Source organism: Streptomyces sp. NPDC007164 (assembly GCF_040634135.1).
In the GTDB taxonomy this organism is placed as follows: domain Bacteria; phylum Actinomycetota; class Actinomycetes; order Streptomycetales; family Streptomycetaceae; genus Streptomyces; species Streptomyces sanglieri.
Genome location: NZ_JBEYFB010000005.1, coordinates 216,331 through 239,788 on the forward strand (window position 1 = coordinate 216,331; position 23,458 = coordinate 239,788).

Consider the following 23,458-nt stretch of genomic DNA (forward strand, 5'->3'; position numbering starts at 1 on the left):
TGCGCACGCCCCGCCCCGGATGGTGAACCGCCGTTGAATCAGCTTGCGTTCAGCGTCACGTCGTCCACGACGAAGCTGGTCTGCAAGTAGGCGTCCTCACTGCTGGTGAATCCGAGAGTGACCGTCTGGCCGGCGAACGCACCGACGTCGAAGGTCTTCTGGGCGTAGGAACCGGCGGCGTCCACGTTGGAGTACGTCGCGAGCGTCTTGGTCCCCAGCTTCACGGTGAACGTGTCGTACGCGGTCGGGTCGCCCGCCGACTCGTCCGTGTCGGTCCGCAGATAGAACGACAGCTTGTACGCCGAGCAGCCCGACGGAACGGTCAGCGACTGCGAGGCGGTGTCCGAGTGCGTGGATCCCCAGCCCCCGAGCCAGGCCGTGTACGCACCCGTGTGGGCCGGCCGCTCCGACGTCCGGTTGTTGATCACGCCGTCCGACTGGGTCCACGGGGCGACGCCGTCCTCGAAGCCGCCGTTGGCGACGACCTGCTTGGCCTGGCAGGTGCTGCCACCGCCACCGACGACGAGCGAGTACGTGGTCGTGTGGGCGGCCTTGCCGGTGCCGGTCACCGTGAGGGTGTACGTGCCCGCCGCGGTCTGGGCCCCGGCGGAGACGGTCATCGTCGAGGAGGAGCCCGACTGCATGGACGCCGGGGCGAACGAGACGGTGACGCCGCTCGGCGCGCCGGAGGCCGTCAGCTGCACGGACTGCGCGGAGCCGGCGGTGGTCGCGGTGGACACCGTGGCGGTGACCGAAGCACCCGGCTGGACATTGCCGGAGACCGGCTTCACCGAGACGGAGAAGTCGTCGGTGGGCGCCGTGCTGCCGACCGAGGTCTTCCACACGGTGTACGCGACCCCGTCGGCGCTGCGGTCGAGCGCGGTCGCGTTGATGTTGGCCGTGGTGTCACAGGACGAGTGGTAGCAGGAGTCGTAGGAACGGCCCGCCGTGCCGCCCCACTTGGCGGCCTGCGCCGATGTCTTGGTGTCACTGGCGCCGGTCGCGTAACCGGAGGTGGGAATGCCGCCCTGCTGGAAGGAGTAGTCGTCGGACCGTCCCTGGCCCTCGATGTTCTCCTCCGGCGAGAGGTTCAGCGAGTCCCAGTACTCCTTCATCGGCGCCGAGGCGGCCGAGTTGACGTTGTTGATGAAGTAGCCGCCGTTGGTCGAGGCCACCATGTCGAAGTTGTAGTACGCCTTGATGGCGCTGCGCTGGGCCGAGCTGAGCTGGCCGACGTAGTGGTCGGAGCCCTCCATCCCCTGCTCCTCGCCGTTCCACCAGGCGAAGCGGACGTGCTTGGTCATGGTCGGGTTGCGCTGGGCCAGTGTGAGGGCGTTCTCCAGCAGAGTGGCCGAGCCCGAACCGTTGTCGTTGATGCCGGGACCGGCCGAGACGCCGTCCAGGTGGGCACCGAACATGATCGTCTGGTCGGACGGGCCGCCCGGCCAGTCGGCGATCAGGTTGTTGCCGCTGTAGGTGCAGCTGGTGCAGGTCTGCTCGCTGACGGTGTATCCGGCGGCCTGCAGCTTGCCCTTCACATAGGCGAGGGAGGCCGTGTAACCGGCGCTGCCGGCCCGGCGGTTGCCGCCGTTCTGGGTGGCGATGGTGTTCAGCTGCGTGAGGTGCGTCTGTATGTTGGCGACGCTGATGTCCGGTGCGCTGCCGCCCGGATTGCCGCCCCCGGTGTCGACGGTCAGGGTGTACTGCGCGGTGTGGCTCTGGGTGCCGTCACCCTTCACCGTGAAGGTGTACGCGCCGGGCGTGGCGTTCGAGGACGCCGACACGGTCATCGTCGAGGACGCCCCGGCCTGCACCGACGACGGGCTGAAGGCCGCGGTGACACCGCTCGGCAGTCCGCTCGCCGACAGGGCGACCGACTGCGCGCTCCCCGAGCTGACCGCGGTCCGCACCGTGGCCGTCACCGAACTGCCCGGCTTCACCGAGCCCGACGCCGGGTCCAGGGACATCGTGAAGTCGTTGTTGCCACTGGCGGTGCAGGTCGGGTCGCCGCTCTGCGCGGGGACACTGATGGCGTCCCAGGCGGCCTTGGTCCGGTCGAAGAGCACACAGCCGGGATCGAGGTTCTTCGCGGCGGTGAGGGTCGCCGTGCGGTAGCGCTTGTAGGTCATCCCGCTCGTCTTCAGCAGCATGCCGCCGTAGAAGACCTTGCCGGCGCTCTGGATGCCGACGCCGGTGACCGAGGAGCTGTTGCAGGTGGGGCTGGACGGCTTGCCGCCGCCCGGGTTCGAGCCCTCGGCCAGCAGGTAGAACCAGTGGTTGAGCGGACCGGCCGCCGCATGCTCCTCGGTGTTGGGTATCGAGGAGCTGTAGCAGTTCGGGTCGCCGATCTGCCCCGGGTTGTACATGATCCGGATCGGCCCGTCGCCGACCAGGTCGATCTTCTCGCCGACGGTGTAGTCCGGGTCGTCGTACGGCGCCGGCTCATTGGTGTACGCCTCGGTCAGGGCGCCCATGATGTCGCCGGTGGCCTCGCCGAGACCGGACTCGTTGTTGGCGCCGCCGGGCGTGTACTGGTCGATGCCGTGGCCGAACTCATGGCCCACCACGTCGATCGCGCCGATCCACTGATTGGCGTTGTTGTGGCCGATGGAGACCGACGAGCCGTCCCAGTAGGCGTTGACGTCGTTCAGCCCGACCTCGACCGGCCAGCTGCCGCCGTTGCCGTTGTGCCCGTTGCGGCCCAGCCAGTCCTTGAGCATGTTCCACTCGTGCTGCGCCGCCCACATGACGTCGACGCAGCCGGTCTCCTTGCTGGAGGCGTTGCCGGTGCCCCAGGAGTCGCTCGACTTGGTGAAGACACTGCCCGTGCTGTAGTCGGCGCAGCTCAGACCGGGCCGGTTGGGGTCGCGCAGCGAGTAGCTGCCGCCCGAGGCGGTGGTGTCGATGGCCAGCGGGGACGGGCCGTTCCACTGGCTGTTGCCGGTGCCCGCCTTGACGTCGTCGTAGCTGTCGATCACCTTGCCGGTGCCCGCGTCGACGAAGACGTGCAGCCGGCTGGGGGCCTTGGCGGTGCGCCCGGTGAGCACCGTCTCCCATGCCAGCCGGGACGACTTGTCCGTGGCGCGGACCACGAGCCAGCGTGATTCCACCCGCTTCACCGTGCGGAGCTTCTTGCGGGCGGTGGCCTCGGCCGCCTTCGCGGAAACGGTGGGCGCGGTCGGCACGTTGATCCGCCGGGACACCGCGGACTGGGTGCCGCGGACCCGGCCCTCGGAGTCGGCCACCACGACGGCGTCCCCGCCGACGACCGGCAGGCCGCGGTAGGTGCGCTGATAGGCGACGGAGTACATGCCCTTGACCCACGGGGTCACCATCTGGCGCTCGTACCGCTCCTCGGGCCCCTTCGCCAGGGTGTCGAGACCACTGGCGACCGCCCGGTCGGCCGCCGACACGGCGGCCGAGAGCGCGGAGGGGGCGGGCGGGGCGGGCGGGGACGGTTCGGCGGACGCCGACTGCCCGCCGGTGGCGACCAGCATTGCGGCGAGGACGGCCAGGGTCGTCCCGGCCGTCAACGGTCTGAGTTTCATCGAGGCTCCTTGACTCGGGGGGCCTCGATCACGGGCAGCCGCGTACGATGACGCACGTGCCCCGGCCGTCGCCGGCCGCCCGCGCCCCGGTGTCCGTGATCGAGCGACCGAACACTCACACGTCGTCATGGACTCGTCAACGAACTGCGAAGGTTGCGGGGAGACTTGGCAAGTTTGGTCAAGCCGCGCTGGTGGGATCGCACAACACCGGTGACGGGCGGGGCGGTCACTCCAGCCCGGAGGCCGTGAACACCGCTCGCGCGTGTCTGCGGTCGATACGGTCGGCCAACTGCCGCAGTGCCGTCACCCCGCACCGCAGCGTCCCGCGCTGCACGCAGCCGCGCACGTCCTCGTCCAGCCGGCGCCACAGCGCCGGGTTCGCGAGGAACACCTCCGGGTCGACCTCGACCCGGTGGCCGTCGGCGTCCCGGAGCACCAGCCGCTGGGCGATTCCGTCCGCCCAACGCGCCGACACCAGCCGGTCGGTGCGCACGGTCCGCTCGTACAGCAGCCCCCGTGACGAGAGCCATCCGGCACCCGCGCGGACCCGTGGCGGCACCAGGACCGCGCACAACAGGGCGGCGAGCCCCGTCCACAACAGGGCGCGCGGCCAGGTGAGATGACGGGCCGCCGCATCGACGGCCAGCAGCAGCCCGAGGAGCGCGACGGCGCAGTGGACCGCGAAGCGCAGGTCCGCGGCCCAGCCGTGGTCGTGGGCGGTCATGCCGGGAGGAGACGGCCACCGCAGGCCGATGTGGCGTTGCATGACAGCGACGCTAGACAGCCGGCCGGCCCGTACGCCCTGCGTTGACGAACCGCTGATGCCGGGGCGCGGGGTTCTGACGGGTGCTTGACGCGGGAGTCGCGGGGCGGCGGCGAGCCGGCTGCCGGCCGTCCCGGGCCGGGCCCGAACAGCCGTGAGGCCGGGCCGAGGAGAACCCGCGTCAGCCCGGCCCGGCGGGGTCAGTCCTCCTCGTCCTCCTCCTCGTCCCCGGCCGGTGGCAGCGGGGCGGACGAGCCGGACTCTCCGGGCCCGGTGGTCGCGGTCGAGCCGGTGTCCGGGGTATCGGCCGGGGCGGAGTCGGGGGAGAACAGGGCCATCCCCAGATACACGGCCGCGATGAAGGCGACCGTGCCGGCGATGGCGCTCGCCACCCTGGGCCGGCGCCGGATCGCCTCCCGGGCGCCGGTGCCCCGCCGGACGGGCGTGGTCCGCTCCGCCGGGCGCCGTCTGCGGCCACCGGACTGCGGCAGCCGGTATGTCGCCGGGCCCTGGCCCTGCTCGGCGGAGCCGTACGCGGAGGTGGGCGCCGCGGTGCGGGGAAGGCCCGGGCCGGCCGGGGCGGGTGCGGGGATGTGTGGAACGCCGGATGCCGCAGGGGGAGGGGCCGGCGCGTACATCGGCAGCGGCTCCGGCTGCCCCCGCCAGGCATCGCTCTGGAACCACTCGGCGACCTGCTGGGCGCTCGGCCGGTCCTCGGGCTGCTTGGCGAGCAGCCCCAGCAGATAGGAGTCGAAGGCCGGGGACAGGTCGACGCCCCGCTGGCGGAGCGGCACCGGCGGCGTGTCGACATGTTGATAGAGCGTGGCGGTCGCCGTGTCCGAACGGAACGGCGGATCGCCCAGCAGAAGCTGGTAGATCACGCAGCCGAGGGAGTACATGTCGGACGCCGCGCCGGCCGTGCGGCCGAGCGCGCGTTCCGGGGCGAGATAGAGGCTGGTGCCGACGATCTGTCCCGTGGTGGTCAGCGCGGCGGAGGGGTCGTCGACGAACTGGGCGATGCCGAAGTCGCCGATCTTGACCGACCCTTCGGCGTCCAGCATCAGGTTCCCGGGCTTGATGTCACGGTGCACGACGCCCTGACGATGGGCGGCGGCCAGCCCCGCGGCCGCCTGCCCGGCGATCCGGGCGACCTGGCCGGCGCCCAGCCGCTCCTCGGCGGAGAGCAGATCGCCCAGGCTCCTGCCCTCGACGAGCTCCATCACGAGGAAGAAGCGGTCCTCCCAGGCCCCGAAGTCGAACACCGCCACCAGATGGGGGTGGCTCAGCCGGGCCGCGGTCTGCGCCTCCAGCCGGAACCGGGCGGTGGCCGACTCGTCCGCGCGGTCACCGAGCAGCAACTTCACGGCGACCGCTCTGCCGAGGACCTCGTCCGAGGCACGCCACACCTCACCCATGCCGCCACGGCCGATGGGGGAAACCAACCGGTACCGACCAGCTACCAGCACTGTGCACCAATCTCGAATTGTGGGCCGCTTCTGCTGCCACGGCGGCGACCCGACGGGGTCGGGGCGAGGTGGGGGGCGCGCGGCAAGATCAGGATATCGGGCCGCCGGACCTCGCCGACCCGTGGTGCGGCCCCGTACGCTCCGGGCGGCCGAACGGCCGGGTACCGGGTCCCCGGTATCGGGCCGTTCGACGCGTTCCCGATGACCGCCACCGGCAGGATCAGGAAGGCGGATCCCGCCGGGCGGGCGTGGGCCAGGACCATGACGCCGTGAACGGCCGGCCGTACACGTCCCGCGCCGCGCCGGTCAGTCGCGGCCACCGGCCGCCGCACGGCCGACCGATTCGACCAGCGGCAGCAGCCGGTGCGGCACCCGTTCCCGCAGCGCCACCTCGGTACGCGTCCTGACCACTCCGGGCAGTTGGATCAGCCGCTGGATCACATCCTCCAGGTGCCCGTTGTCCCGGGCCACCACCCGCGCCAGCAGATCCCCGCCGCCGGTCGTCGAGAACGCCTCGACAATCTCCGGCACCGCGGCGAGCGCCTCGCCCACCTCGTCGAGATGCCCCTGGGTGACTTCGAGATGGACGAAGGCCAGCACCGGGTGTCCCAGGGCGGCGGGAGACAGGACCGGCCCGGTGCCGGTGATCACACCGTCCCGCTCCAGCCGGTCGAGCCGGGCCTGGAGGGTGCCCCGGGCGACGGCGAGGATGCGGGCGTACTCACGGACGCTGGTACGCGGCTGCTCGATGAGCAACCGGAGGATACGGGTGTCGAGGGCGTCCACCGCCATGGTCCGCCGGCCTCCTTCTGGTACGACGATCCGGGCTGCGACTGTACCAACGGCACACCGAAGGCCCGTCACGGAGAGCCGCCCCCCCGGCCCGGCCCGCGTGTCATACCTGTAGTCCCTGAGAGCTACGGAACAGGTTCACACCCCGGTTGGACGCCGATTACGAGGCGCTGTCCATAGCTTCTGTACCTGAGCACCACAGCCACCAGGTACGGGAGGAACAACCCGCCATGCCGTCCCATCCGCGCAGATCCCGTCTGCGCCGCGGCCTGCTCGCCGCACTGGTGGCCGCCTCGGTGGCCGTACCCGTCTCGGGCGCGGCGCGCCCGACGGCCGTACCGGCACCCGCCCCGGCCGTCCACGGGCCGCTGCGCACCACCGCACCCGAGGCCCTGGCCGAGCGGTACGCGGCGACGCGGGCCGACATCGGCGCGGCCGAGCGGGCGGCGGCCCGCCACGGCGACCGCAAGCGGGCCGCCGCGCTGCACGAACTGGCCGGTCCCGCCCGCCGCTTCCTCACCTTCGACGGCCGGGACGGCGGCCGCTCCGTGGAGGTCTTCGGCGATCTGTCCCACGCGGAACGCATCGCCGTGCTCGTCCCCGGCGCGGGCATGGACATCGACCACTACTGGCGGCTGCGCAACGGCGCCCGCGCCCTGCGCAAGGAACTCGGCGGGCGCTCGGCCGTGGTCGCCTGGCTCGGATACCGCACGCCGGCCACGGTGAGCCCCACCTCGATCACCTCGGCCCGCGCCATCGAGGCGGCCCCCGAACTGGCGCGATTCAGCAGGGAGCTGACACGTCTGAGGCCCACCGCCCGGACCACTCTGCTCTGCCACTCCTACGGCTCCGTCGTCTGCGCGCGGGCCGCGCGCGGACTGCACGTCTCCGGCATCGTCCTGTACGGCAGCCCGGGCACCGGCTACCGGAATACCGCCGCCCTGCACACACCGGCCACCGTCTGGGCGGGCCGCAGCAGCGGCGACTGGATCGCCGACGTACCGCACATCGAACTCCGGCTGCCCTTCGCCGACATCGGGTTCGGCACGGACCCGGTCTCGCCCGGGTTCGGTGCCAGATCCTTCGCGGCGGGCTCCGGCGGTCACAGCGACTACCTGAACACCGGTTCCGAACCGCTGAGGAACATCGCCCGGATCGTGGCCGGGGCGGCCGGATCCGCAGAGCCCACGGGAGAGCGCCATGCGTGACTTCGCACAGCGGATCGAATCCGCCACCCCCGCCGACCGCGACCGGGCCGTCGACGCACTGCGCGCCATCGCCATCCTCGGCGTAGTCCTCGGCCACTGGCTGGTCACCGCGCTCGTCGTCGACAGCGGCACCGTGCACGGAGCGAGCCCGCTGCGGTACATGCCCGGACTCACACCGGCCTCCTGGCTGTTCCAGACCCTCGCGGTCTTCTTCCTGGTCGGCGGACTCGTGGGCGCGAAGAGCCACGCCGGCGCCCGCGCCAGGGGCGAGAGTTACGGCCGGTGGCTCCGTGCCCGGATGAGCCGGCTGCTGCGCCCGCTGGCGGTGGTGCCGGTCGTATGGACCGTGGTGGCCTGCACGATGCTCGCCTCCGGCGTGGACCAGGACACCGTGCGGGCACTGTGCAAGCTGGTGTGGTCCCCGCTCTGGTTCATCGTGGTCTTCGCGGCGCTGACGGCGGCGACCCCGCTGGTGGCGAAGCTCCATCCGCTGTGGCCGTTCGCCGTCGTGCTGGTCGTCGACCTCTACCGGTTCGGCCTGGACACGCCCGGTGGCTTCGCCGCGGTCAACGTGGCAGCCGGCTGGCTGGTGCCGTACTGCCTGGGCGCGGCCTGGTCCCGGGGCGAACTGCGCAGCCGCCGGACCGGCTGGACACTGCTGCTCGGCGGTGCCGCGGCCACCGCCGCACTCGTCCTGTGGGCCGGATACCCCGCGACCATGGTCGGCGTCCCCGGCGTGGCGGTCTCCAACCTCGACCCGCCGACCCTCGCCGTGGTCACCTTCGGCCTCGCGCAGTGCGGGGCGGCGCTGCTGCTGATCGACCCGCTGCGCAGGGCGCTGCGACGCCCCGCGCTCTGGGCGGTGGTGGCCACGATGAACCTCTCGGCGATGACGTTGTTCCTGTGGCACCAGACGGCGATGATCGCGGTCGCCGCGACCGGTCTGTGGGTGGGCGGGACGCTGCCGGGTCTGCACACCCTGCCCGACGAACCCGGCTGGGTGCTGGCCCGACTGGCCTGGCTGCCGGCGTTCGCCGCGGCGCTGCTGATCTGCCGGCTCGCGTTCCGCGGTTATGAACGGCCGCGGCCGACGCGGACGAAGAGCCTGGTCGTCCGCGCGGGACGCCCCGCCCGGCCGGTGGCGGCGCGGCGTGGCTAGGACCTGCCCCGGGGCCTCCCGCTTGCACGGGCCCGGCATGATCCGGACGAAGGGCCCCAACAGGGGGGACCCCCGATGACGTCCATCCGCGTACTGATCGCCGACGACCGGATGACGGTCCGGCAGGGCTTCACGGTGCTGCTGAACGCCGAACCCGGCATCGAGGTCGTCGGCCAGGCGGTGGACGGCGCCGACGCCGTGGAGAAGGTGGCCGAACTCGCCCCGGACGTCGTCCTGATGGACATCCGCATGCCCCGGCTCGGCGGCATCGGGGCGACCCGCGTCATCACCGGCGCCGACGGTGCCACGGTGAAGGTACTCGTCCTGACCACCTTCGATCTCGACGAGTACGTCTACGAGGCACTGCGCACGGGCGCGTCCGGATTCCTCCTGAAGGACGCCTCCGCCGCCGAACTCGCCCATGCGGTGAGGGCGGTGGCGGAGGGCGAGGCCCTGCTCGCCCCGGACGTCACCAAGCGGCTGATCGCCGAGTACGCCCGGGTGGGCGCCGGCCCACGAGCTCCGCTCAAGGACCGTACCGGCGAGCTGACGGAACGTGAGACCGAGGTGCCGGCCCTGAATGCGCAGGGCCTGTCCGACACCGAGATCGCCGTGCGTCCCGTGGTCGCCGAACAGACCGTGAAGTCCCATGCGGGCAGGATCCTGGCCGAGTTGGGCCTGCGCGTCCGGACCCAGGCCGCGGTCCACGCCTTCGAGACAGGCCTGCTGCGCCCGTCCGGCCCCTGTCGACCGATTCCGTCCACGTCCGAAGGAACCGAAAGTCCATGGGCTCCACCCTTGTCGTCACCAATGACTTCCCGCCGCGCCAGGGCGGCATCGAGACCTTCGTACACGCGATGGCCACCCGGGTGCCGGACGACGACGTGGTCGTCTACACCTCGCACGAGCCCGGCGACACCGCCTACGACGCGAGCCTGCCGTTCCCCGTCGTGCGGGATGCCGCCCGCACACTGCTGCCGACCGGCCGGGTCACCCGCAGGGCCGTCGAGATCGCCGAGGCCCACGGCTGCGACCGGGTCTGGTTCGGCGCCGCCGCTCCGCTGGCCCTGATGGCACCGGCCCTGCGGCGCAGCGGCGTACGGCGCATCGTGGCGACCACCCACGGCCACGAGATCTGGTGGGCCAGAACCCCCGGTGCGCGCGGGCTGATGCGCCGGATAGGCGATGGCGTCGACGTGGTCACGTATCTGGGCCAGTACACCCGCGCCCGGATCGAGCCCGCGCTCGGCCCGCGTGCCCACATGAGCCGGCTGGTTCCCGGGGTCGACGCCGAGGTCTACCGGCCCCGCGCCGACGCCGGACCCGACCCGCTCACCGCGCTCGCCCTGCATGGCAGGCGCGTCATCCTCTGTGTGGCCAGGCTCGTCCCCCGCAAGGGCCAGGACACGCTCATCCGGGCCCTGCCGCTGATCCGGAGCAAGGTGCCCGACGCCGAGCTGGTGGTGGTCGGCCGGGGGCCCGACGAGGCCCGGCTGCGCAAACTGGCGGCGCGGCACGGCCAGGGAGCGGTCCACTTCGCGGGCGGCGTCTCGCACACCGACACCCCGCCCTACTACGCCGCGGCGGACGTCTTCGCGATGCCGTGCCGCACCCGGAGGGCCGGTCTGGAGGCGGAGGGGCTCGGGATCGTGTTCCTGGAGGCGGCGGCGAGCGGTCTGCCGGTGGTCGTCGGCGACTCGGGCGGCGCCCCGGACACCGTCCTCGACGGCAGGACCGGCCGGGTCGTGGACGGCGCCGACCCCGGGGCTGTCGCCGAGGCGCTGACCGGGATACTTCTGGACCCCGACCGGGCGGCGATGGGCGCCGCGGGCCGTGAATGGGTCCGGGAGTCCTGGTCCTGGGACGCTTCGGCGCGCCGTCTGACAGAGCTTCTGACCCCCGCCGATGAGGTCACGGCGGTGCGGCCGGGCGAGGAGTAGCGATCCGTGCGGGGGCGGTGCGGTCGCCGGCCGGGGCTCAGGTAGCCGTGACCGGCGTACCTGGCAGGTGGCTCGCCGCGTCCGCCCCGCTCGCGTCGCCATGGTCGACCACAACGCGAACAGCGTGCGGTCCAGCGGCGCGGATCCGCCTTCGGACGCGTACTCCCGCTCCCGGGCGGCGCTCGGCGGGAGGCCGCTGATTACCGGAGAGTGACGGAAGCTCTTATTGCACATATATTGCAAGTGCGAGATCAGTGCAAAAGGAGTGGCGCAGTGGGTGGACCGGTCGTCCTGGGAATCGAGTCGTCGTGCGACGAGACAGGCGCGGGGATCGTGCGGGACGGGAAGCTCCTCGCGCACGTGGTGGCGTCGAGCATGGACGAGCACGCCCGCTTCGGTGGGGTGGTGCCGGAGATCGCCGCCCGTGCCCATCTCCAGTCGTTCAACCCGGTCGTGCGGGAAGCCCTGGGCCGGGCCGGGCTGCGGCTGGGGCAGATCGACGCGGTCGCCGTCACGACCGGGCCCGGACTGTCGGGTGCCTTGCAGGTGGGTCTGGCCGGGGCGAAGAGCCTGGCGTATGCGGCCGGTGTGCCGCTCTACGGGGTGCACCACCTCGCGGGTCACGTCGCGGCCGACACCCTGGAGCACGGTCCGCTGCCCACCCCGTGCGTGGTGCTGATCGTCTCCGGGGGGCACACCTCGCTGCTCCTTGTCCGTGACCTGGTGCGCGAGCCGATCCTGCACCTGGGCGACACCCTCGACGATGCCGCCGGCGAGTGCTTCGACAAGGTCGCCCGGATTCTCGGCCTGCCCTATCCCGGCGGGCCCGCCATCGACCGGGCCGCGCGGGACGGTGATCCGAAGGCCATCACCTTTCCCCGCCCGCTGACCCGGTCCGCGGACCACCCGTACGCCTTCTCCTTCTCCGGGCTCAAGACGGCCGCGGCCCGCTGGGCCGAACAGCACCGGCTGCGCGGCGAGGAACCGCCCGTGGCCGACGGGGCCGCAGCCCTCCAGGAGGCCGTGGCGGACGTGCTGACCCGCAAGGCGCTCGCGGCCTGCCATGCGTACGACGTGAAGACGCTGATCGTGGTCGGCGGCGTGGCGGCGAACTCACGGGTCCGGGGTTTGGCCGAGCAGCGGTGCGCCGCCGCCGGGATCGAGCTGCGCGTCCCGCCGATGACCCTGTGCACCGACAACGGCGCCATGATCGCGGCCGTCGGTGACCTGCTGGTCCGCTCCGGTGCCGAGCCGGCACCGCTGGACGTGTCCATCGACCCGTCGGCCCCGCTGGAGTACGCCTCTCTCACCCCGCTGCCCGCGCGCTCGCTGAGAGTCTCCTGACGGTGGCGACGGTCCGGCGGGTTTCCGGGAAGCGACTTCTCGCCCACGCGGACGCGTTCGGAGGTCCGCCCTGGAACGAGGTACCGGACCGGGCCGACGCCTACCTGGAGCGGATGGCGGACGACACTCGTCGGCCCGGTTTCACGGCGGCGCTCGCCCTGGACGGAAAGGCCGTACCGGGCTGGGCCACCGCCTGGACGACTCCTGTCCCCTTCCCGGCCGACCGCTGCTATCCGCAGGTGTCCGCCGCCCTCGGCGCGCTGCGGACGGCGGAGTGGCTGTGCGGCGGACGCGACGTCGACGAGCTCGCGACCGCCGGCCACGCCCGCGGCGCCGGGCTCGGCGGTCGGCTGCTCGACGCCGTGACCGAGGACCGGGTCGACGGCCGTTGCCGGCTGCTGACCTCCGTCGCCGCATGCGAGGCGGTCGCCTTCTGCGAGCGGGCGGGCTGGACCCGGGCCACGCATCCCGCACCCGGGGGAGCCGGCCACGCGGCCTTCCTCGGCCCCCGTCACCCGGCCCGCGAAGCCGCCCCGGCTCCATTGAGCCCTCTCGACCGGAGCAATAGAACCTTGCGCACCGCCGGTCCGGGGCCGACGGCGTACGCGTCGTCGAGACCGGCGGCCCCCGGTCGCGCGCGTTCGGCGCTTCGCTCCTGGACGCCCAGGCACTTCAGTTCCGGCTCGCGGACATGGCCACCGAACTCGAGGCCGCCCGTGCCCTGGTCCGGCAGGCCGCCGAGGCGCTCGACGACGGCAGCCCCGCGGGAGCCGGGCTCTGCGCGATGGCCAAGCGGTTCGCCACCGACACCGGATACTCCGTCGCCGGCCGCGCACTGCAACTCCACGGTGGCTACGGCTACCTGAGCGAGTACGGCATCGAGAAGATCGTCCGCGACCTGCGGGTGCACCGGATCCTGGAAGGAACGAACGAGATCATGCGTGTCATCGTGGCCCGGGAACTGATGGAGGCCGTCCGATGACGACCCCTTCCAGCAGCCCGGTACTGCTGCGCACCGAGGGCCGTGCGGCCTACCTCACCCTCAACCGCCCCGAGGCGCTGAACGCCCTCACCCACGCCATGGTCTCGCCGTTCCGGCGTCCGGGCTCCCCGGAGCCGGCCGGTGCTACTTCGGCCTCGCGTAGGCCCGCAGCCGCTCCTCGCGGCTTGTCAGACAACAGCTCGCACAGCGCACCGCCTCCGCACTCGTGTAGTACAGACAGCAGGTGTTGCGCAGATAGACCAGCCGCTCCGGACCGTCCGGCGCTCGCCGGACCCGGACCACCTCGCCCAGCGTCGCCAGTCGGCCGGGTGCGGTGTCCACGAACTGCCGCCAGCGGGCGGCCAGCAGATCCACCCGGTCGCCGTACGCGCACAGCGCCGTGGCGCAGCCATGGGCGATACCGCCGCTCAACTGCCTGGCCCCGGCACGGGTACGGCATTGCAGCGCATCGGCGAGGGGCAGCAGATGTCCGTCGAGCACGATGCGGTGCAGCAGCCGTACGGAGTCCTCCCCGGCCCGGGGCACCAGCAACCGGGCCCGGCGCACCCTGACCCCGCCGATCCCGTGCGCGGCGGGGCGCACCAGGACATTGCCGGACCTCATGTCCGGGACCTCGTCGTACAGCGCCCAGTGGAGCACTGCGGCGGCCGTGACCCAGCCCGCGTACACCGCCATCAGGGTCAGCGCGGCCGCATGACCGGTGCGGTGGCCGCTGCCGGTGCGCTCGCGCTCCAGCAGCACGGACAGCTCCGCGCCCGCCGGATCGGCCAGCCGGTCGGCTGCCAGCCACTGCCCCGCCTCGCTCGCCGACGGTTCGCCCACGGTGACCTGCCAGCGTGGCCCGTGCCGCAACGGCGCCCATGCGGGGGAAACGTCGTCGCTCATGACAGCGGGAGGTAGACGACGTTCGGGGAGCCGGTGACCGGGTGGACGCCGATCCGGGACCGTATCCCGTAGACCTCGGCCAGCAGCTCTTCCGTCAGCACCGCGTGCGGGGAGCCGGAGGCCACCAGCCGTCCGGCGCTGAGGACGAACAGCCGGTCGCAGTAGGAAGCGGCCAGGTTGAGGTCGTGCAGCACCAGCAGATTGGTGGTGCCCAGCGTTCTCACCAGGCCGAGGATCTCCAACTGGTAGCGGATGTCCAGATGGTTGGTGGGTTCGTCGAGCGCCAGCAGCCCCGGCTCCTGGACCAGGGCGCGGGCGATCAGGGCCCGTTGCCGCTCCCCGCCGGACAGTTCCTCGAACCGCCGGCCGGCCAGGGGCGCCGCGCCGACGCGCCGGAGCGCCTGGTCGATGCGGCGGGCGTCGTCGGCGTAGTCCTGCTCCCAGAACCGTTTGTGCGGGCTTCGGCCCATCGCCACGATCTGACGTACGGTCAGACCGAAGGTGCCGGGGCTGTCCTGCGGTACGACGGCGACGCGGCGCGCCCGTTCCTTCACCCCGAGGGTCGCGGCGTCCGCCCCGTCCAGCAGAACCCGGCCCGACGCGGGGTGCAGCGCGCCGTACACACAGCGCAGGAAGGTGGTCTTGCCGCTGCCGTTCGGTCCGACCAGCCCCACCGTCTCGCCGGGGGCGGCGTCCAGCGTGACCGCGTCGAGCAGCGTGCGGCCGGCCACCTCGTAGCTGATCCCGTCGGCGGCGAGCGCCGTCGGGGACGGTGCCCGGCTCATCCGGTGATCCCTTCGGTACGGGTGGAGCGGCGCAGCAGCCAGAGGAAGAACGGGCCGCCCACCAGGGCGGTGACCACCCCGGCGGGAATCTCTGCCGGGGCTGCCACGGTCCGCGCCAGCAGATCGGCCAGCAGCAGGAAGACGGCCCCGCCGAGCGCGGTCACCGGCAGCAGTCTGCGGTGGGACGCGCCGACGATCAGCCGGGCGGCGTGCGGAATCATCAGGCCGACGAAGCCGATCGCCCCGCTGTAGGCAACCAGCACGCCGATGATCAGTGACACCAGCACGAAGACCCCGCCCCGGAAACGTCCGGGGTCCAGGCCGAGGCTGCGGGCCCCTTCCTCCCCGGTCAGCAGCAGATCCAGCGGCCGGGCCAGGCTGATCAGGAGGACGGCACCGATGCCCAATACCGCGGCGGGCAGGGCAAGTTGGTCCCACCGGGCACCGCCCAGCCCGCCCAGGGTCCAGAACAGGATCGCCCGCACATGCTCGGCCCGGGAGGACAGCACCAGGATCAGGCTGGTGACCGCGGACAGTACGTACTGGATCGCCACCCCGGCCAGAATCAGCCGGCCCGTTGTCATGGTGCCGCCCCGCCGGGCCATCGCGTAGACGGCGACCAGCGCGGCCATGGACCCGGCGAACGCGGCAACGGGCAGCGCGACGTCGGTGGCCACCCCGGCTCCGACTCCCAGCACGACGACCGCGGCGGCGCCCGCCGACGCCCCGGACGAGGCGCCCAGCAGAAACGGATCGGCCAACGGATTGCGCACCAGCGCCTGGAGCACCGTGCCCGACAGGGCCAGCCCGGCGCCGACGACGGCTCCGAGCAGCACCCTGGGCAGTCGTACCTCCCACACGATCGTCGGGTACGCACCGGTGCGTTCACCGCCCAGGACCGTACTCAGCACCTCGCCCGGCGGAATCCGTACCGGGCCCAGCACCAGACCGGCCACCGCCGCCATGAGCAGCAGCACCGTGAGGACGCCGATCACGACGGGGGTCGAGCGCAGGACGGACTTCGGGCCGGAGCGGGCGGACTCCGCGCTCACGGGGTGCCGGGGTGCAGCTGCCCGGCCAGGTCCTGTACGGCGTCGGCGACCCGGACACCGAGCACGGCCGAGGACAGCGGGAGCACCGCGAACTTCTTGTTCCTGATCGCCGGCACGTCCGCGAGCGCCGGATCGTTCAGCAGCCGCTTCTTCTTGGCCGCCACCGTGGTGCCTCCGTAGTCGTAGATCACGACCACCTCGGGCTTGCGCTTGATGACCTGCTCCCAGGCCACGTCGCCGAAGGTGGCGTCGAGGTCCGTGAAGACGTTCCTGCCCCCGGCGAGCCGGACGATCTCGTTGCCGATGCCTTTGCCGCCCGCGGTGAACGCGGAGCTGTCGCCGGAGTCGTACACGAACACCGAGGGACGTGAGGCGCCCTTGAGCTTCTCCTCGACCGCCGTGATCTTCCGCCGCTCCTCGGCGATCAGCTTCCTGCCGCGCTCCGGCACGCCGAAGGTCCTGGCGACCTGGGTGATCTCGGTGGCGAGCTGATCGATACCGACCTTGCCCCTGGTGCAGTTCTCGATGTTCAGCCGGGTGTTGATGCCGTCCTTCTGGAGCCCTGCCCGGTCCTGGCCCCTGGCCTCGTCGAAGGCGCTGCTGTACCCGCCGTAGACGAAGTCGGGGCCGGCGCCGAGCAGCACCTCCTTGGAGGGGTACTCCTTCGCGAGCACCTTGGTCCCGGCGTACGCGGACCGGTACTCCGGCAGGACGCTGTCGTCCAGGTAGGCGGTACCGGCCAGCCGGTCCTGGAGCCCGAGGGCCAGCATGATCTCGGTGACGTGCTGGTTCATGGTGACGACCCGCTCCGGCGGGGCGTCGAAGGTCGTCCTCGTACCGCAGTTGGTGACCGTGTAGGGAAAACCGTCGGCGGCCGGTGCGGCCATTGCCTTGTTCTCGCCGTCCGTGCCGGAGCCGCAGCCGGTGAGCGGCAGCAGGAGCAGTGGTATGAGCGCGAGCGGTACACGGCGGATTCGGGGCATGGCCGAGCCTTTCCCGGGGATGTCCTCGTCCCCTGGGTAGTACGAGAAGGCGGCGCGGCCAGTATCTGGCTTCCGGGCTGCTGTTCAGCCCGGTCACAGTGGCGGGACCGTACCGGATTCACACCGGTTTCCTGACGCGCGTCGCCTGAGTTTGCGGAGCCCATACTGTCAGACCGCGTATTCCGGCAGGTCCCGGCCCATGCGGCGACGGCCTCGGCCGGCCCCGGACACCGACGTCCACGACGACGACCGGCACTGCGGACGGGTTCCGCCCGGGGTCCGGCAGCGGAAGTCGCAGTGAGCGGGTGGAGGGCCAGGGGGCCTGCCGTGCGCGCCGGTGTCACGTGAAGGTGGTCCGTTGGCTCGGATGCGGCCGGGCGAGGTCAAGCCATTGTGGGCCATTGGCCCAGAGGGGCGGGCTTCATTTGAACCACTAGCCCCCCAGATGCTGAGATGGGGCTGTCAATGGCGCTGCGGGTTCCCCCGGGATCTCTGCGGCGCCTTTCTCGTGTCCGCGCTGGTCCAGGTGTGAAATGCGCTGGTCCATGTGTGAAAGGGGCAGGACAACTTGCTGAAGAGGGCGTTCGTCGCACACGATCCGGGGCGGATGCGGCTGCGGTTCGCGTCCCGGGCCGTGCTCGGCATCGGGCTCGCCGTCGCGTTGTGCGGGGCGTCCGGGCACTCGCTGGTGGCGGCCATCACCGGTGGCCTGGCCGCGCTGCTCGCACTGTTCACGGTGACCGACCCGACGGTGCGTGGGCAGGCGGTCACGACCGCGTTTCTCCCCGTCGTCGGTCTCCCGGTGCTCACGCTCGCCGCCGTGCTGCACGATGTGCCCGTCGCACGCGACCTGGCGTTCCTCGCCGTCGTGGGGGCGGGGGTGTACGCGCGGCGGTGGGGACCTCGCGGGCACTCGCTGGGCGTGTTCGGCTTCATGGCCTATTTCTCCGCCCAGTTCCTGCACACCGTGCCCGGCCAACTGCCCGAGCTGTACGCGGCCGTGCTGCTGTCGCTCGTCGCGTCGTCGGTGGTGCGGTTCGGGGTGTGGTGCTACGAGCGGAGGCTCGCGGTACCCGTGGCAGTCGCCCTGCCCTCGGGGGCGAGCGGGCTCGGCCGGATCACCACACGGCAGGCCGTGCAGGCGGCACTGGGGGCGGGCTTCGCGCTCGCGGTGGGGCAACTGCTCTCCGACCAGCGCTGGTACTGGGCGGTCGGCGCCACCTGGTGGGTGTTCGTGGCCACGACCTCGCGGGGCGAGGCCGTCGTGCGCGGGTTCAGACGCTTCTTGGGAACGGTGCTCGGGATCGGGCTGGGCTTCGCCGTGGCCGTGCCGCTGCACCACGAGCCGGTCGTGGCCGCCGTGGTGGTGGCGATGGGGGTGTTCGGAATCTTCTATACCGCCGCTGTCTCCTATACCTGGATGATGCTGGCCGTGACCGTGATGGCGAGCATGCTGTACGGGCTGCTCGGCGTGCTCGACACGGATCTGCTCGTGCTGCGGGTGACCGAGACGGCGGCCGGGGCGCTCGGTGCCGTACTGGCGGTGCTGTTCGTGCTGCCGGTGACCACACATGCGGTGACCGAGGCGTGGGTGGAGCGGGCGCTGCGGTGCGTACACACCTGCACGGCCGAGGCCGCCGCCCGGCTCGCCGGGAGCGAGGCCGCCGACCCGCCCAGGCACGTCGCCGAACTGGAGGCGATCCTCGGCCGGGTGCGCTTGTCGCTCGCGCCGCTGGTGCATCCGCTCAACCCGATGAAGGCCCGCAAGCGACGGGCGCGGCAGGTGCTCGCACTGCTCGACGACTGCGCACGCGAGGTGCGCGGCCTGGCCTCCGTCGCCGCCGATCCGGAGGCCTCGCACGATGTCCGGCTCGCCGCGGCCTGCTGGCGTGTGGAGGCTGCCGTCGAGGCCCTCACCGACGCGCCGACCGTCGGGCGGGACCTGCGACTCGACCGCGCGACGGCCCCGGAGCCCGCGGGCGCCGAACCGGTGCACGCCCACCTCGCCCACCTCCATGCGCTGGAACGGGCCCTGCTCGAACTTGCCGTTCCCCTCCGGAGGTCCGGCCACCTTCCGGCCGGCACCTGAGCCGTCGCGTCCGCACGGCCCGAAACGGGCGCTCGCCGGCCTCACCGCACAGCCACCCGCGGGCGCCGCTGACCGGTGTGAAACGCCCTCGGACGTGTTCCCCGCGCGGCCCCGGCAGCCGAGGCACTGGTCTGGACCTGATAGCCGACTGCTACCGTCGCCCCGGAAGATCACGACGGCACGGGCCGTCGTGATCGGTCGGCCGAGAGGGGCATTGCGGTGACGGACAGTGCGACGGGCAGCGACGACGGCGCGGTACGGGCATTCATCGGGTCGTTCACCTCGGCGGGCGGACGGGGAATCACCGTCGCCGCCGTGGACCGGGAGACCGGGGCGCTGACCGTCCTCGGCACCACGGACACGGTCCCCGATCCTTCATTCCTCGCCCTGGGCCACGGTCCGGGGCCGGGCGGCGGCGCGCTCTACGCGGTCAGTGAGACCGAGCCCGGTGCGGCAGCCGCCCTGGACGTCAGCGGCGACGTACCGCAGCCGCTCGGCGGTATCCGGCTGGTGGACGGCGACGGCCCGACCCATCTCGCGCTCGCGGGCGGCCATCTGCTCACCGCCAACTACAACTCCGGCAGCGTGAGCGTCCTGCCCGTGCTCGCGGACGGTTCCCTCGGCCCGGTCGCCTCCGTGTCCCAGCACGAGGGCAGCGGCCCCGACGCCGACCGGCAGCGGGGCCCGCACGCCCACCAGGTGCTGCCGGACCCGTCGGGGAACTGGGTGCTCGGCGTGGACCTCGGGACCGACTCCGTACGGATCTGCGCGCTCGACACGGCGACCGGGGCGCTGCGGCCGCACGGCGAGACGGCCCTGCGCCCGGGCACCGGCCCGCGCCACCTGGCCTTCCACCCCGCCGGCGGCCACGCCTACGTCCTGAACGAACTCGAACCGACCGTCACCACGTGCCGGTGGAACGCCGCCGCGGGCGTCCTGGAGCCGGTGGGGGAGACCTCCGTGCTGCCCGCGCCGCCGACGGAGGGCGACGAGCCGGCGACGTACCCCTCCGAGGTGGTCGTCTCGCACGACGGGCGGTTCCTCTGGACCGCCAACCGGGGGCACGACAGCATCTCGGTCCTGGCGCTCGACGCGGCCGGCGAGCAGGCGACCCTGGTCACGACCGTGGACTGCGGCGGGCACTGGCCCCGCGACCTGGCGCTCGACCCCGCCGGCCGCCGGCTGTACGCGGCCAATGAGCGGTCCGGCGACGTCAGCTGGTTCGACATCGACCCGGAGACCGGCATCCCGCGCCGCGCGGGATCGCTGGCCGCCCCCGCCGTGTCCTGCGTGATCTTCGGCTGATTCCGCACCGTACCCGGCACGATCGCCGTACGGGCCCGGTTCTCCGGGCCCGTACGGCGATTCGCGGCGGGGTCAGTGCGCCTGGGCGCCCTGCGGCGCGACGGGCGTGATGCCGAGCGTCGTCATGTACATCGACAGCACGAGCTTGCCGATCGCCGGGTAGGCGCCGAGCGGCTCGGCCGTCGCGCAACCGGCCTCCTTCGCGGCGGCGTCCAGCAGCCCCTCGGCCACCTCCGGGCCCACCAGGTACGGGGCCACCGCGAGCTGCACCGAGCCGGAGCCCGTGAGCTGCTCGGCGACCGACGCGACCGAGCCCTCGACGTCGAGCGCCGCGGCCATCACCGGAACCGCGAGCCGGGCGGCCAGCAGCATGCCGGTGATCCCGGCGGCCTGCACGGCCTCGTCGCCACCCACCGTGGCCAGCACGATGCCGTCGGCGGCCGTGGCCACCGTGAAGAGCCTGGCGCGGTCGGCGCGGGCCAGACCGGCCTCGGAGAGCCGCACGTGCAGCGCCTCGGCGAGCAGCGGGTGCGGGCCGAGCACATCGGTCAGCTCTACCTGCGTGCCGCTGTCCATCACGGCCTGTCGTATCCGCCGGATCAGGGCGCTGTCCGGCCCCGCGAGCAGCGGCACCACGACGGCGGACGGCCCCTCGGGCTCGGCGACCTCACGGCCCGCGGCCCGCGCCTGCTCGTAGCGCGCGACGCGCTCGGCGGCGCAGTGGGTCAGTATGGCGGAGAGTGTCGGGTACTCGGCATCGTCGCCGTCGAGGTAGCCGATCCGGGCGTTGAGGCCGGGCAGCTCGGACCGGGCGATGCTGATCACCTCTTCGGCCAGACTGCGCGTGGCCGAGGAGGGGGTACCGGGAACGGCGAGAACGAGCGCGGCAGCGCCCTCGGGTGCGACCACGGGCTCCGGGCGGCGGTGCCGTCCGGACTGGCGAGGTCGCGGCATTCGTACAGGCAGGCCGGAAGCGGGCCCAGTGGGGGTGCTCATGGCGCCGCATGCTACTGGTTTTGGGTGCGGCCCTGTTCGGGGAGGGTCCGGACAGGCGTTATCTGTCCACTTTTATCCGATGAGTGGCTTACTGGTCGACTGTCCTGCTCTGTCGTCCCCTATTCCGGCTGCCGCTCAGGCCCCTCACCAGGCACCCGGAGCAGCGTCGGGTGACGGGGCAGCCGCAGATCCCCGGTCGCCAGCGCTTGCGCGATGGACAGCGCACCGGTCAATGGATCACCCGAACCGGGGACCGCCCGTGCCTGCGGAAGCTGTCGGGCCAGCTCCTCGCGCAGGGGTACGAGCAGCGGATCGCCCATCCGGAACAAGCCGCCCGTCAGCGCCACTTCGCACGGCTCGCCGTCGGCCCCCGCCGCCGGGCACACCGCCGCGGCGGCCTCCGCGACATGTGCCGCGGCCTCGCGCAGAATGCCCGCGGCGACCGGATCGTGCCCGGCGCACGCGGCGACCTCGGGCGCGAACGAGGCCAGCACGGCAGGCCGGTCGGTACGCGGATAGAGCAGTCCGGGCAGCTCCGGCGCCGGTCCGAACACCGCCTCCAGCCTCGACAGCAGAGCCGCGGAGCCGCCGCGGCGCCCGTCATGGGCGCGCATGGCCGCATCGAGCCCGGCCCGGCCGATCCAGGCCCCGCCGCCGCTGTCGCCCAGCAGATGTCCCCAGCCGTCGGCCCGGCGCCAGCTCGTCAGGTCCGTACCCAGCGCGATCATGCCCGTGCCGGCCGCGACGACCGCCCCCGGACGCTGACCGACCGCCCCCGCGTACGCGGTGACCGCATCGGCGGCAAGCGCCAGCCGCCGTACCCCGAGCGCCTTCGCCAGGGCCGACGGCAGCTCCGCGCGCAGCCGATCGCCGAGCGTCGCCATGCCGGCGGCGCCGACCGCCACGGCTTCGATTCCGGCGCCGTCCTCGCCGCCGCACTGATCCAGCAGCCGGCGGGCGGCGGGCAGCAGTTGCTCCAGCAGATGACCCGCGTCGATTCCGGCCGGTCCGGTACGCACCGGAGCGGCGCAGGCCACCATCGCCAAGGGGGCGGATAGGCCGACGGCGCCCAGTGCCACGCGCAGCCCCGAACCGCCCGAGTCCACGCCGAGCACGTACGGCCCCGATGCGGCCGGCGCCCCGCCCGGACGCGCACCGGCGCCGGTGCTTTCCGGCGATCGCCGCGGTGAACTCATGGGCCGACTCCAGGGAGGAAGACGAATGACGGCGGCAGCCTATCCCCCGTACCGCGAGAACGGGCCGGGGGAGTGGGAGTTCGGCGGCCCGGACCGGGTACGGGGCCGGGGGCGGACCGTTTACGCCGGTAGAGTGACGTTCTGTGGCACCACGACCGTTGAATGAAGTAGTCGAGCCCGGCTGGGCCGAGGCACTCGCACCTGTGGCCGGACGCATCGCCGCGATGGGCGATTTCCTGCGCGCGGAGGTGGCGGCAGGACGCACCTATCTGCCGGCCGGAGCGAATGTCCTGCGCGCGTTCCAGCAGCCCTTCGACGACGTACGCGTCCTGATCGTCGGTCAGGACCCCTACCCGACACCCGGAATGGCGATGGGGCTGAGCTTCTCCGTGGCCCCCGAGGTTCCCCAGGTGCCCGGCAGCCTGGAGAACATCTTCCGGGAACTCCACACGGACCTGGGGCTTGCGCGTCCCTCGAACGGCGACCTGACGCCCTGGACGCGACAGGGCGTACTGCTGCTGAACAGGGCACTCACCACGGCGCCCCGCAAGCCGGGCGCGCACCGCGGCAAGGGCTGGGAGGAAGTGACCGAACAGGCCATCCGGGCCCTGGCCGCACGCGGCAAGCCGCTGGTGTCCGTGCTGTGGGGGCGCGACGCCCGTAACCTCCGGCCGTTCCTCGACAACTACCCGGCGATCGAGTCCGCGCACCCCTCGCCCATGTCGGCGGACCGCGGCTTCTTCGGTTCGCGCCCGTTCAGCCGGACCAACGAACTCCTGCTGCGCCAGGGGGCCCAGCCGGTCGACTGGCAGCTGCCCTAGCAGGCAGGACGCGGACCGGGCACACGCTTCGCCGGCCCCCGCGAGGGCACCGGCCCCTTCACGGAGCCGGTGCCTCGTCCCGCCGGGGCCCGTCCGGCGATGAACCGCCGGCCAGGCCCGGGT

At 72.6% G+C, this 23,458-nt stretch carries 17 protein-coding genes, 2 pseudogenes and 1 riboswitch; of the genes and pseudogenes, 9 read left to right on the forward strand and 10 right to left on the reverse strand.

The features are described from left to right. Positions 1-38: 38 nt before the first annotated feature. The 4 genes from ABZ622_RS11165 to ABZ622_RS11180 all read right to left on the reverse strand — a co-directional run bounded on the left by ABZ622_RS11165 (position 39) and on the right by ABZ622_RS11180 (position 6,569). A complete protein-coding gene (locus tag ABZ622_RS11165) occupies positions 39-3,548 on the reverse strand; it encodes a M28 family peptidase (RefSeq protein ID WP_360542085.1) in 3,510 nt (1,169 codons plus the stop codon). Positions 3,549-3,774: 226 nt separating this feature from the next. Continuing rightward, on the reverse strand, positions 3,775-4,314 hold the full coding sequence (locus ABZ622_RS11170; protein WP_360542086.1) for a hypothetical protein: 540 nt from the start codon (positions 4,312-4,314) through the stop codon (positions 3,775-3,777). Positions 4,315-4,511: 197 nt separating this feature from the next. Next, positions 4,512-5,726, reverse strand: coding sequence for a serine/threonine-protein kinase (locus tag ABZ622_RS11175; protein ID WP_360542087.1), 1,215 nt, complete (start codon positions 5,724-5,726; stop codon positions 4,512-4,514). A gap of 357 nt (positions 5,727-6,083) precedes the next feature. After that, positions 6,084-6,569 carry an Lrp/AsnC family transcriptional regulator gene (locus ABZ622_RS11180; RefSeq protein WP_360542088.1) on the reverse strand — a complete coding sequence of 162 codons (486 nt, stop codon included), beginning with the start codon at positions 6,567-6,569 and terminating at the stop codon, positions 6,084-6,086. 230 nt (positions 6,570-6,799) lie between these two features. On the opposite strand from ABZ622_RS11180, the gene ABZ622_RS11185 reads away from it, so the two are divergent. The 6 genes and pseudogenes from ABZ622_RS11185 to ABZ622_RS11210 all read left to right on the forward strand — a co-directional run. Then, a complete protein-coding gene (locus tag ABZ622_RS11185) occupies positions 6,800-7,777 on the forward strand; it encodes an alpha/beta hydrolase (protein WP_360542089.1) in 978 nt (325 codons plus the stop codon). Next, on the forward strand, positions 7,770-8,936 hold the full coding sequence (locus ABZ622_RS11190; RefSeq protein WP_360542090.1) for an acyltransferase: 1,167 nt from the start codon (positions 7,770-7,772) through the stop codon (positions 8,934-8,936). Before ABZ622_RS11185 ends, ABZ622_RS11190 begins: the two co-directional genes overlap by 8 nt. Before the next feature lie 75 nt (positions 8,937-9,011). Further along, positions 9,012-9,677 (forward strand): annotated as a pseudogene (locus ABZ622_RS11195) (response regulator transcription factor); the annotation flags it as partial. Between the two features lie 44 nt (positions 9,678-9,721). Next, positions 9,722-10,876 (forward strand): glycosyltransferase family 4 protein, encoded by a 1,155-nt coding sequence (locus tag ABZ622_RS11200; RefSeq protein ID WP_360542091.1) that lies wholly within the window; start codon positions 9,722-9,724, stop codon positions 10,874-10,876. 273 nt (positions 10,877-11,149) lie between these two features. Next, entirely contained in the window at positions 11,150-12,220 is a 1,071-nt protein-coding gene (gene tsaD, locus ABZ622_RS11205; RefSeq protein ID WP_360542092.1) for a tRNA (adenosine(37)-N6)-threonylcarbamoyltransferase complex transferase subunit TsaD, read from the forward strand. A 631-nt stretch (positions 12,221-12,851) separates the two neighbouring features. Further along, a pseudogene (locus tag ABZ622_RS11210) lies at positions 12,852-13,202 on the forward strand (acyl-CoA dehydrogenase family protein); the annotation flags it as partial. Positions 13,203-13,346: 144 nt separating this feature from the next. On the opposite strand, the gene ABZ622_RS11215 reads toward ABZ622_RS11210, so the two are convergent. The 4 genes from ABZ622_RS11215 to ABZ622_RS11230 all read right to left on the reverse strand — a co-directional run bounded on the left by ABZ622_RS11215 (position 13,347) and on the right by ABZ622_RS11230 (position 16,928). Next, positions 13,347-14,108: a (2Fe-2S)-binding protein gene (locus ABZ622_RS11215; RefSeq protein ID WP_360542093.1), complete on the reverse strand. Its 762-nt coding sequence runs from the start codon at positions 14,106-14,108 to the stop codon at positions 13,347-13,349. Beyond that, on the reverse strand, positions 14,105-14,893 hold the full coding sequence (locus tag ABZ622_RS11220; protein WP_360542094.1) for an ABC transporter ATP-binding protein: 789 nt from the start codon (positions 14,891-14,893) through the stop codon (positions 14,105-14,107). Before ABZ622_RS11220 ends, ABZ622_RS11215 begins: the two co-directional genes overlap by 4 nt. After that, positions 14,890-15,858: an iron ABC transporter permease gene (locus tag ABZ622_RS11225; protein WP_360542146.1), complete on the reverse strand. Its 969-nt coding sequence runs from the start codon at positions 15,856-15,858 to the stop codon at positions 14,890-14,892. Before ABZ622_RS11225 ends, ABZ622_RS11220 begins: the two co-directional genes overlap by 4 nt. Before the next feature lie 83 nt (positions 15,859-15,941). Then, positions 15,942-16,928: an ABC transporter substrate-binding protein gene (locus tag ABZ622_RS11230; RefSeq protein ID WP_360542095.1), complete on the reverse strand. Its 987-nt coding sequence runs from the start codon at positions 16,926-16,928 to the stop codon at positions 15,942-15,944. 38 nt (positions 16,929-16,966) lie between these two features. After that, positions 16,967-17,092, reverse strand: a riboswitch (cobalamin riboswitch). A 404-nt stretch (positions 17,093-17,496) separates the two neighbouring features. On the opposite strand from ABZ622_RS11230, the gene ABZ622_RS11235 reads away from it, so the two are divergent. Both ABZ622_RS11235 and ABZ622_RS11240 read left to right on the forward strand, forming a co-directional pair. Continuing rightward, positions 17,497-19,017: an FUSC family protein gene (locus tag ABZ622_RS11235; RefSeq protein ID WP_360542096.1), complete on the forward strand. Its 1,521-nt coding sequence runs from the start codon at positions 17,497-17,499 to the stop codon at positions 19,015-19,017. Between the two features lie 219 nt (positions 19,018-19,236). Continuing rightward, positions 19,237-20,322, forward strand: a complete 1,086-nt coding sequence (locus ABZ622_RS11240; protein WP_360542097.1) for a lactonase family protein — start codon at positions 19,237-19,239, stop codon at positions 20,320-20,322. Between the two features lie 72 nt (positions 20,323-20,394). Here ABZ622_RS11240 and ABZ622_RS11245 read toward each other — a convergent pair whose 3' ends face one another. Then, positions 20,395-21,318 carry a hypothetical protein gene (locus ABZ622_RS11245; protein ID WP_360542098.1) on the reverse strand — a complete coding sequence of 308 codons (924 nt, stop codon included), beginning with the start codon at positions 21,316-21,318 and terminating at the stop codon, positions 20,395-20,397. A 119-nt stretch (positions 21,319-21,437) separates the two neighbouring features. After that, on the reverse strand, positions 21,438-22,514 hold the full coding sequence (locus tag ABZ622_RS11250; RefSeq protein ID WP_360542099.1) for a BadF/BadG/BcrA/BcrD ATPase family protein: 1,077 nt from the start codon (positions 22,512-22,514) through the stop codon (positions 21,438-21,440). 143 nt (positions 22,515-22,657) lie between these two features. Between ABZ622_RS11250 and ABZ622_RS11255 the strand changes: the two genes are divergently transcribed. Beyond that, positions 22,658-23,335, forward strand: coding sequence for a uracil-DNA glycosylase (locus ABZ622_RS11255; RefSeq protein ID WP_360542100.1), 678 nt, complete (start codon positions 22,658-22,660; stop codon positions 23,333-23,335). The last annotated feature ends 123 nt before the right edge of the window (positions 23,336-23,458 follow it).

What these genes read in the sequence shown, in the direction of transcription:
- ABZ622_RS11190 (WP_360542090.1), top strand. Translation starts at nt 7,770, where the DNA reads ATGCGTGACTTCGCACAGCGGATCGAATCCGCCACCCCCGCCGACCGC.
- ABZ622_RS11185 (WP_360542089.1), top strand. Translation starts at nt 6,800, where the DNA reads ATGCCGTCCCATCCGCGCAGATCCCGTCTGCGCCGCGGCCTGCTCGCC.
- ABZ622_RS11180 (WP_360542088.1), bottom strand. Translation starts at nt 6,569, where the DNA reads ATGGCGGTGGACGCCCTCGACACCCGTATCCTCCGGTTGCTCATCGAG.
- ABZ622_RS11175 (WP_360542087.1), bottom strand. Translation starts at nt 5,726, where the DNA reads ATGGGTGAGGTGTGGCGTGCCTCGGACGAGGTCCTCGGCAGAGCGGTC.
- ABZ622_RS11230 (WP_360542095.1), bottom strand. Translation starts at nt 16,928, where the DNA reads ATGCCCCGAATCCGCCGTGTACCGCTCGCGCTCATACCACTGCTCCTG.
- ABZ622_RS11200 (WP_360542091.1), top strand. Translation starts at nt 9,722, where the DNA reads ATGGGCTCCACCCTTGTCGTCACCAATGACTTCCCGCCGCGCCAGGGC.
- ABZ622_RS11220 (WP_360542094.1), bottom strand. Translation starts at nt 14,893, where the DNA reads ATGAGCCGGGCACCGTCCCCGACGGCGCTCGCCGCCGACGGGATCAGC.
- ABZ622_RS11215 (WP_360542093.1), bottom strand. Translation starts at nt 14,108, where the DNA reads ATGAGCGACGACGTTTCCCCCGCATGGGCGCCGTTGCGGCACGGGCCA.
- ABZ622_RS11250 (WP_360542099.1), bottom strand. Translation starts at nt 22,514, where the DNA reads ATGAGTTCACCGCGGCGATCGCCGGAAAGCACCGGCGCCGGTGCGCGT.
- ABZ622_RS11170 (WP_360542086.1), bottom strand. Translation starts at nt 4,314, where the DNA reads ATGCAACGCCACATCGGCCTGCGGTGGCCGTCTCCTCCCGGCATGACC.
- ABZ622_RS11165 (WP_360542085.1), bottom strand. Translation starts at nt 3,548, where the DNA reads ATGAAACTCAGACCGTTGACGGCCGGGACGACCCTGGCCGTCCTCGCC.
- ABZ622_RS11225 (WP_360542146.1), bottom strand. Translation starts at nt 15,858, where the DNA reads ATGGCGGCGGTGGCCGGTCTGGTGCTGGGCCCGGTACGGATTCCGCCG.
- ABZ622_RS11245 (WP_360542098.1), bottom strand. Translation starts at nt 21,318, where the DNA reads ATGAGCACCCCCACTGGGCCCGCTTCCGGCCTGCCTGTACGAATGCCG.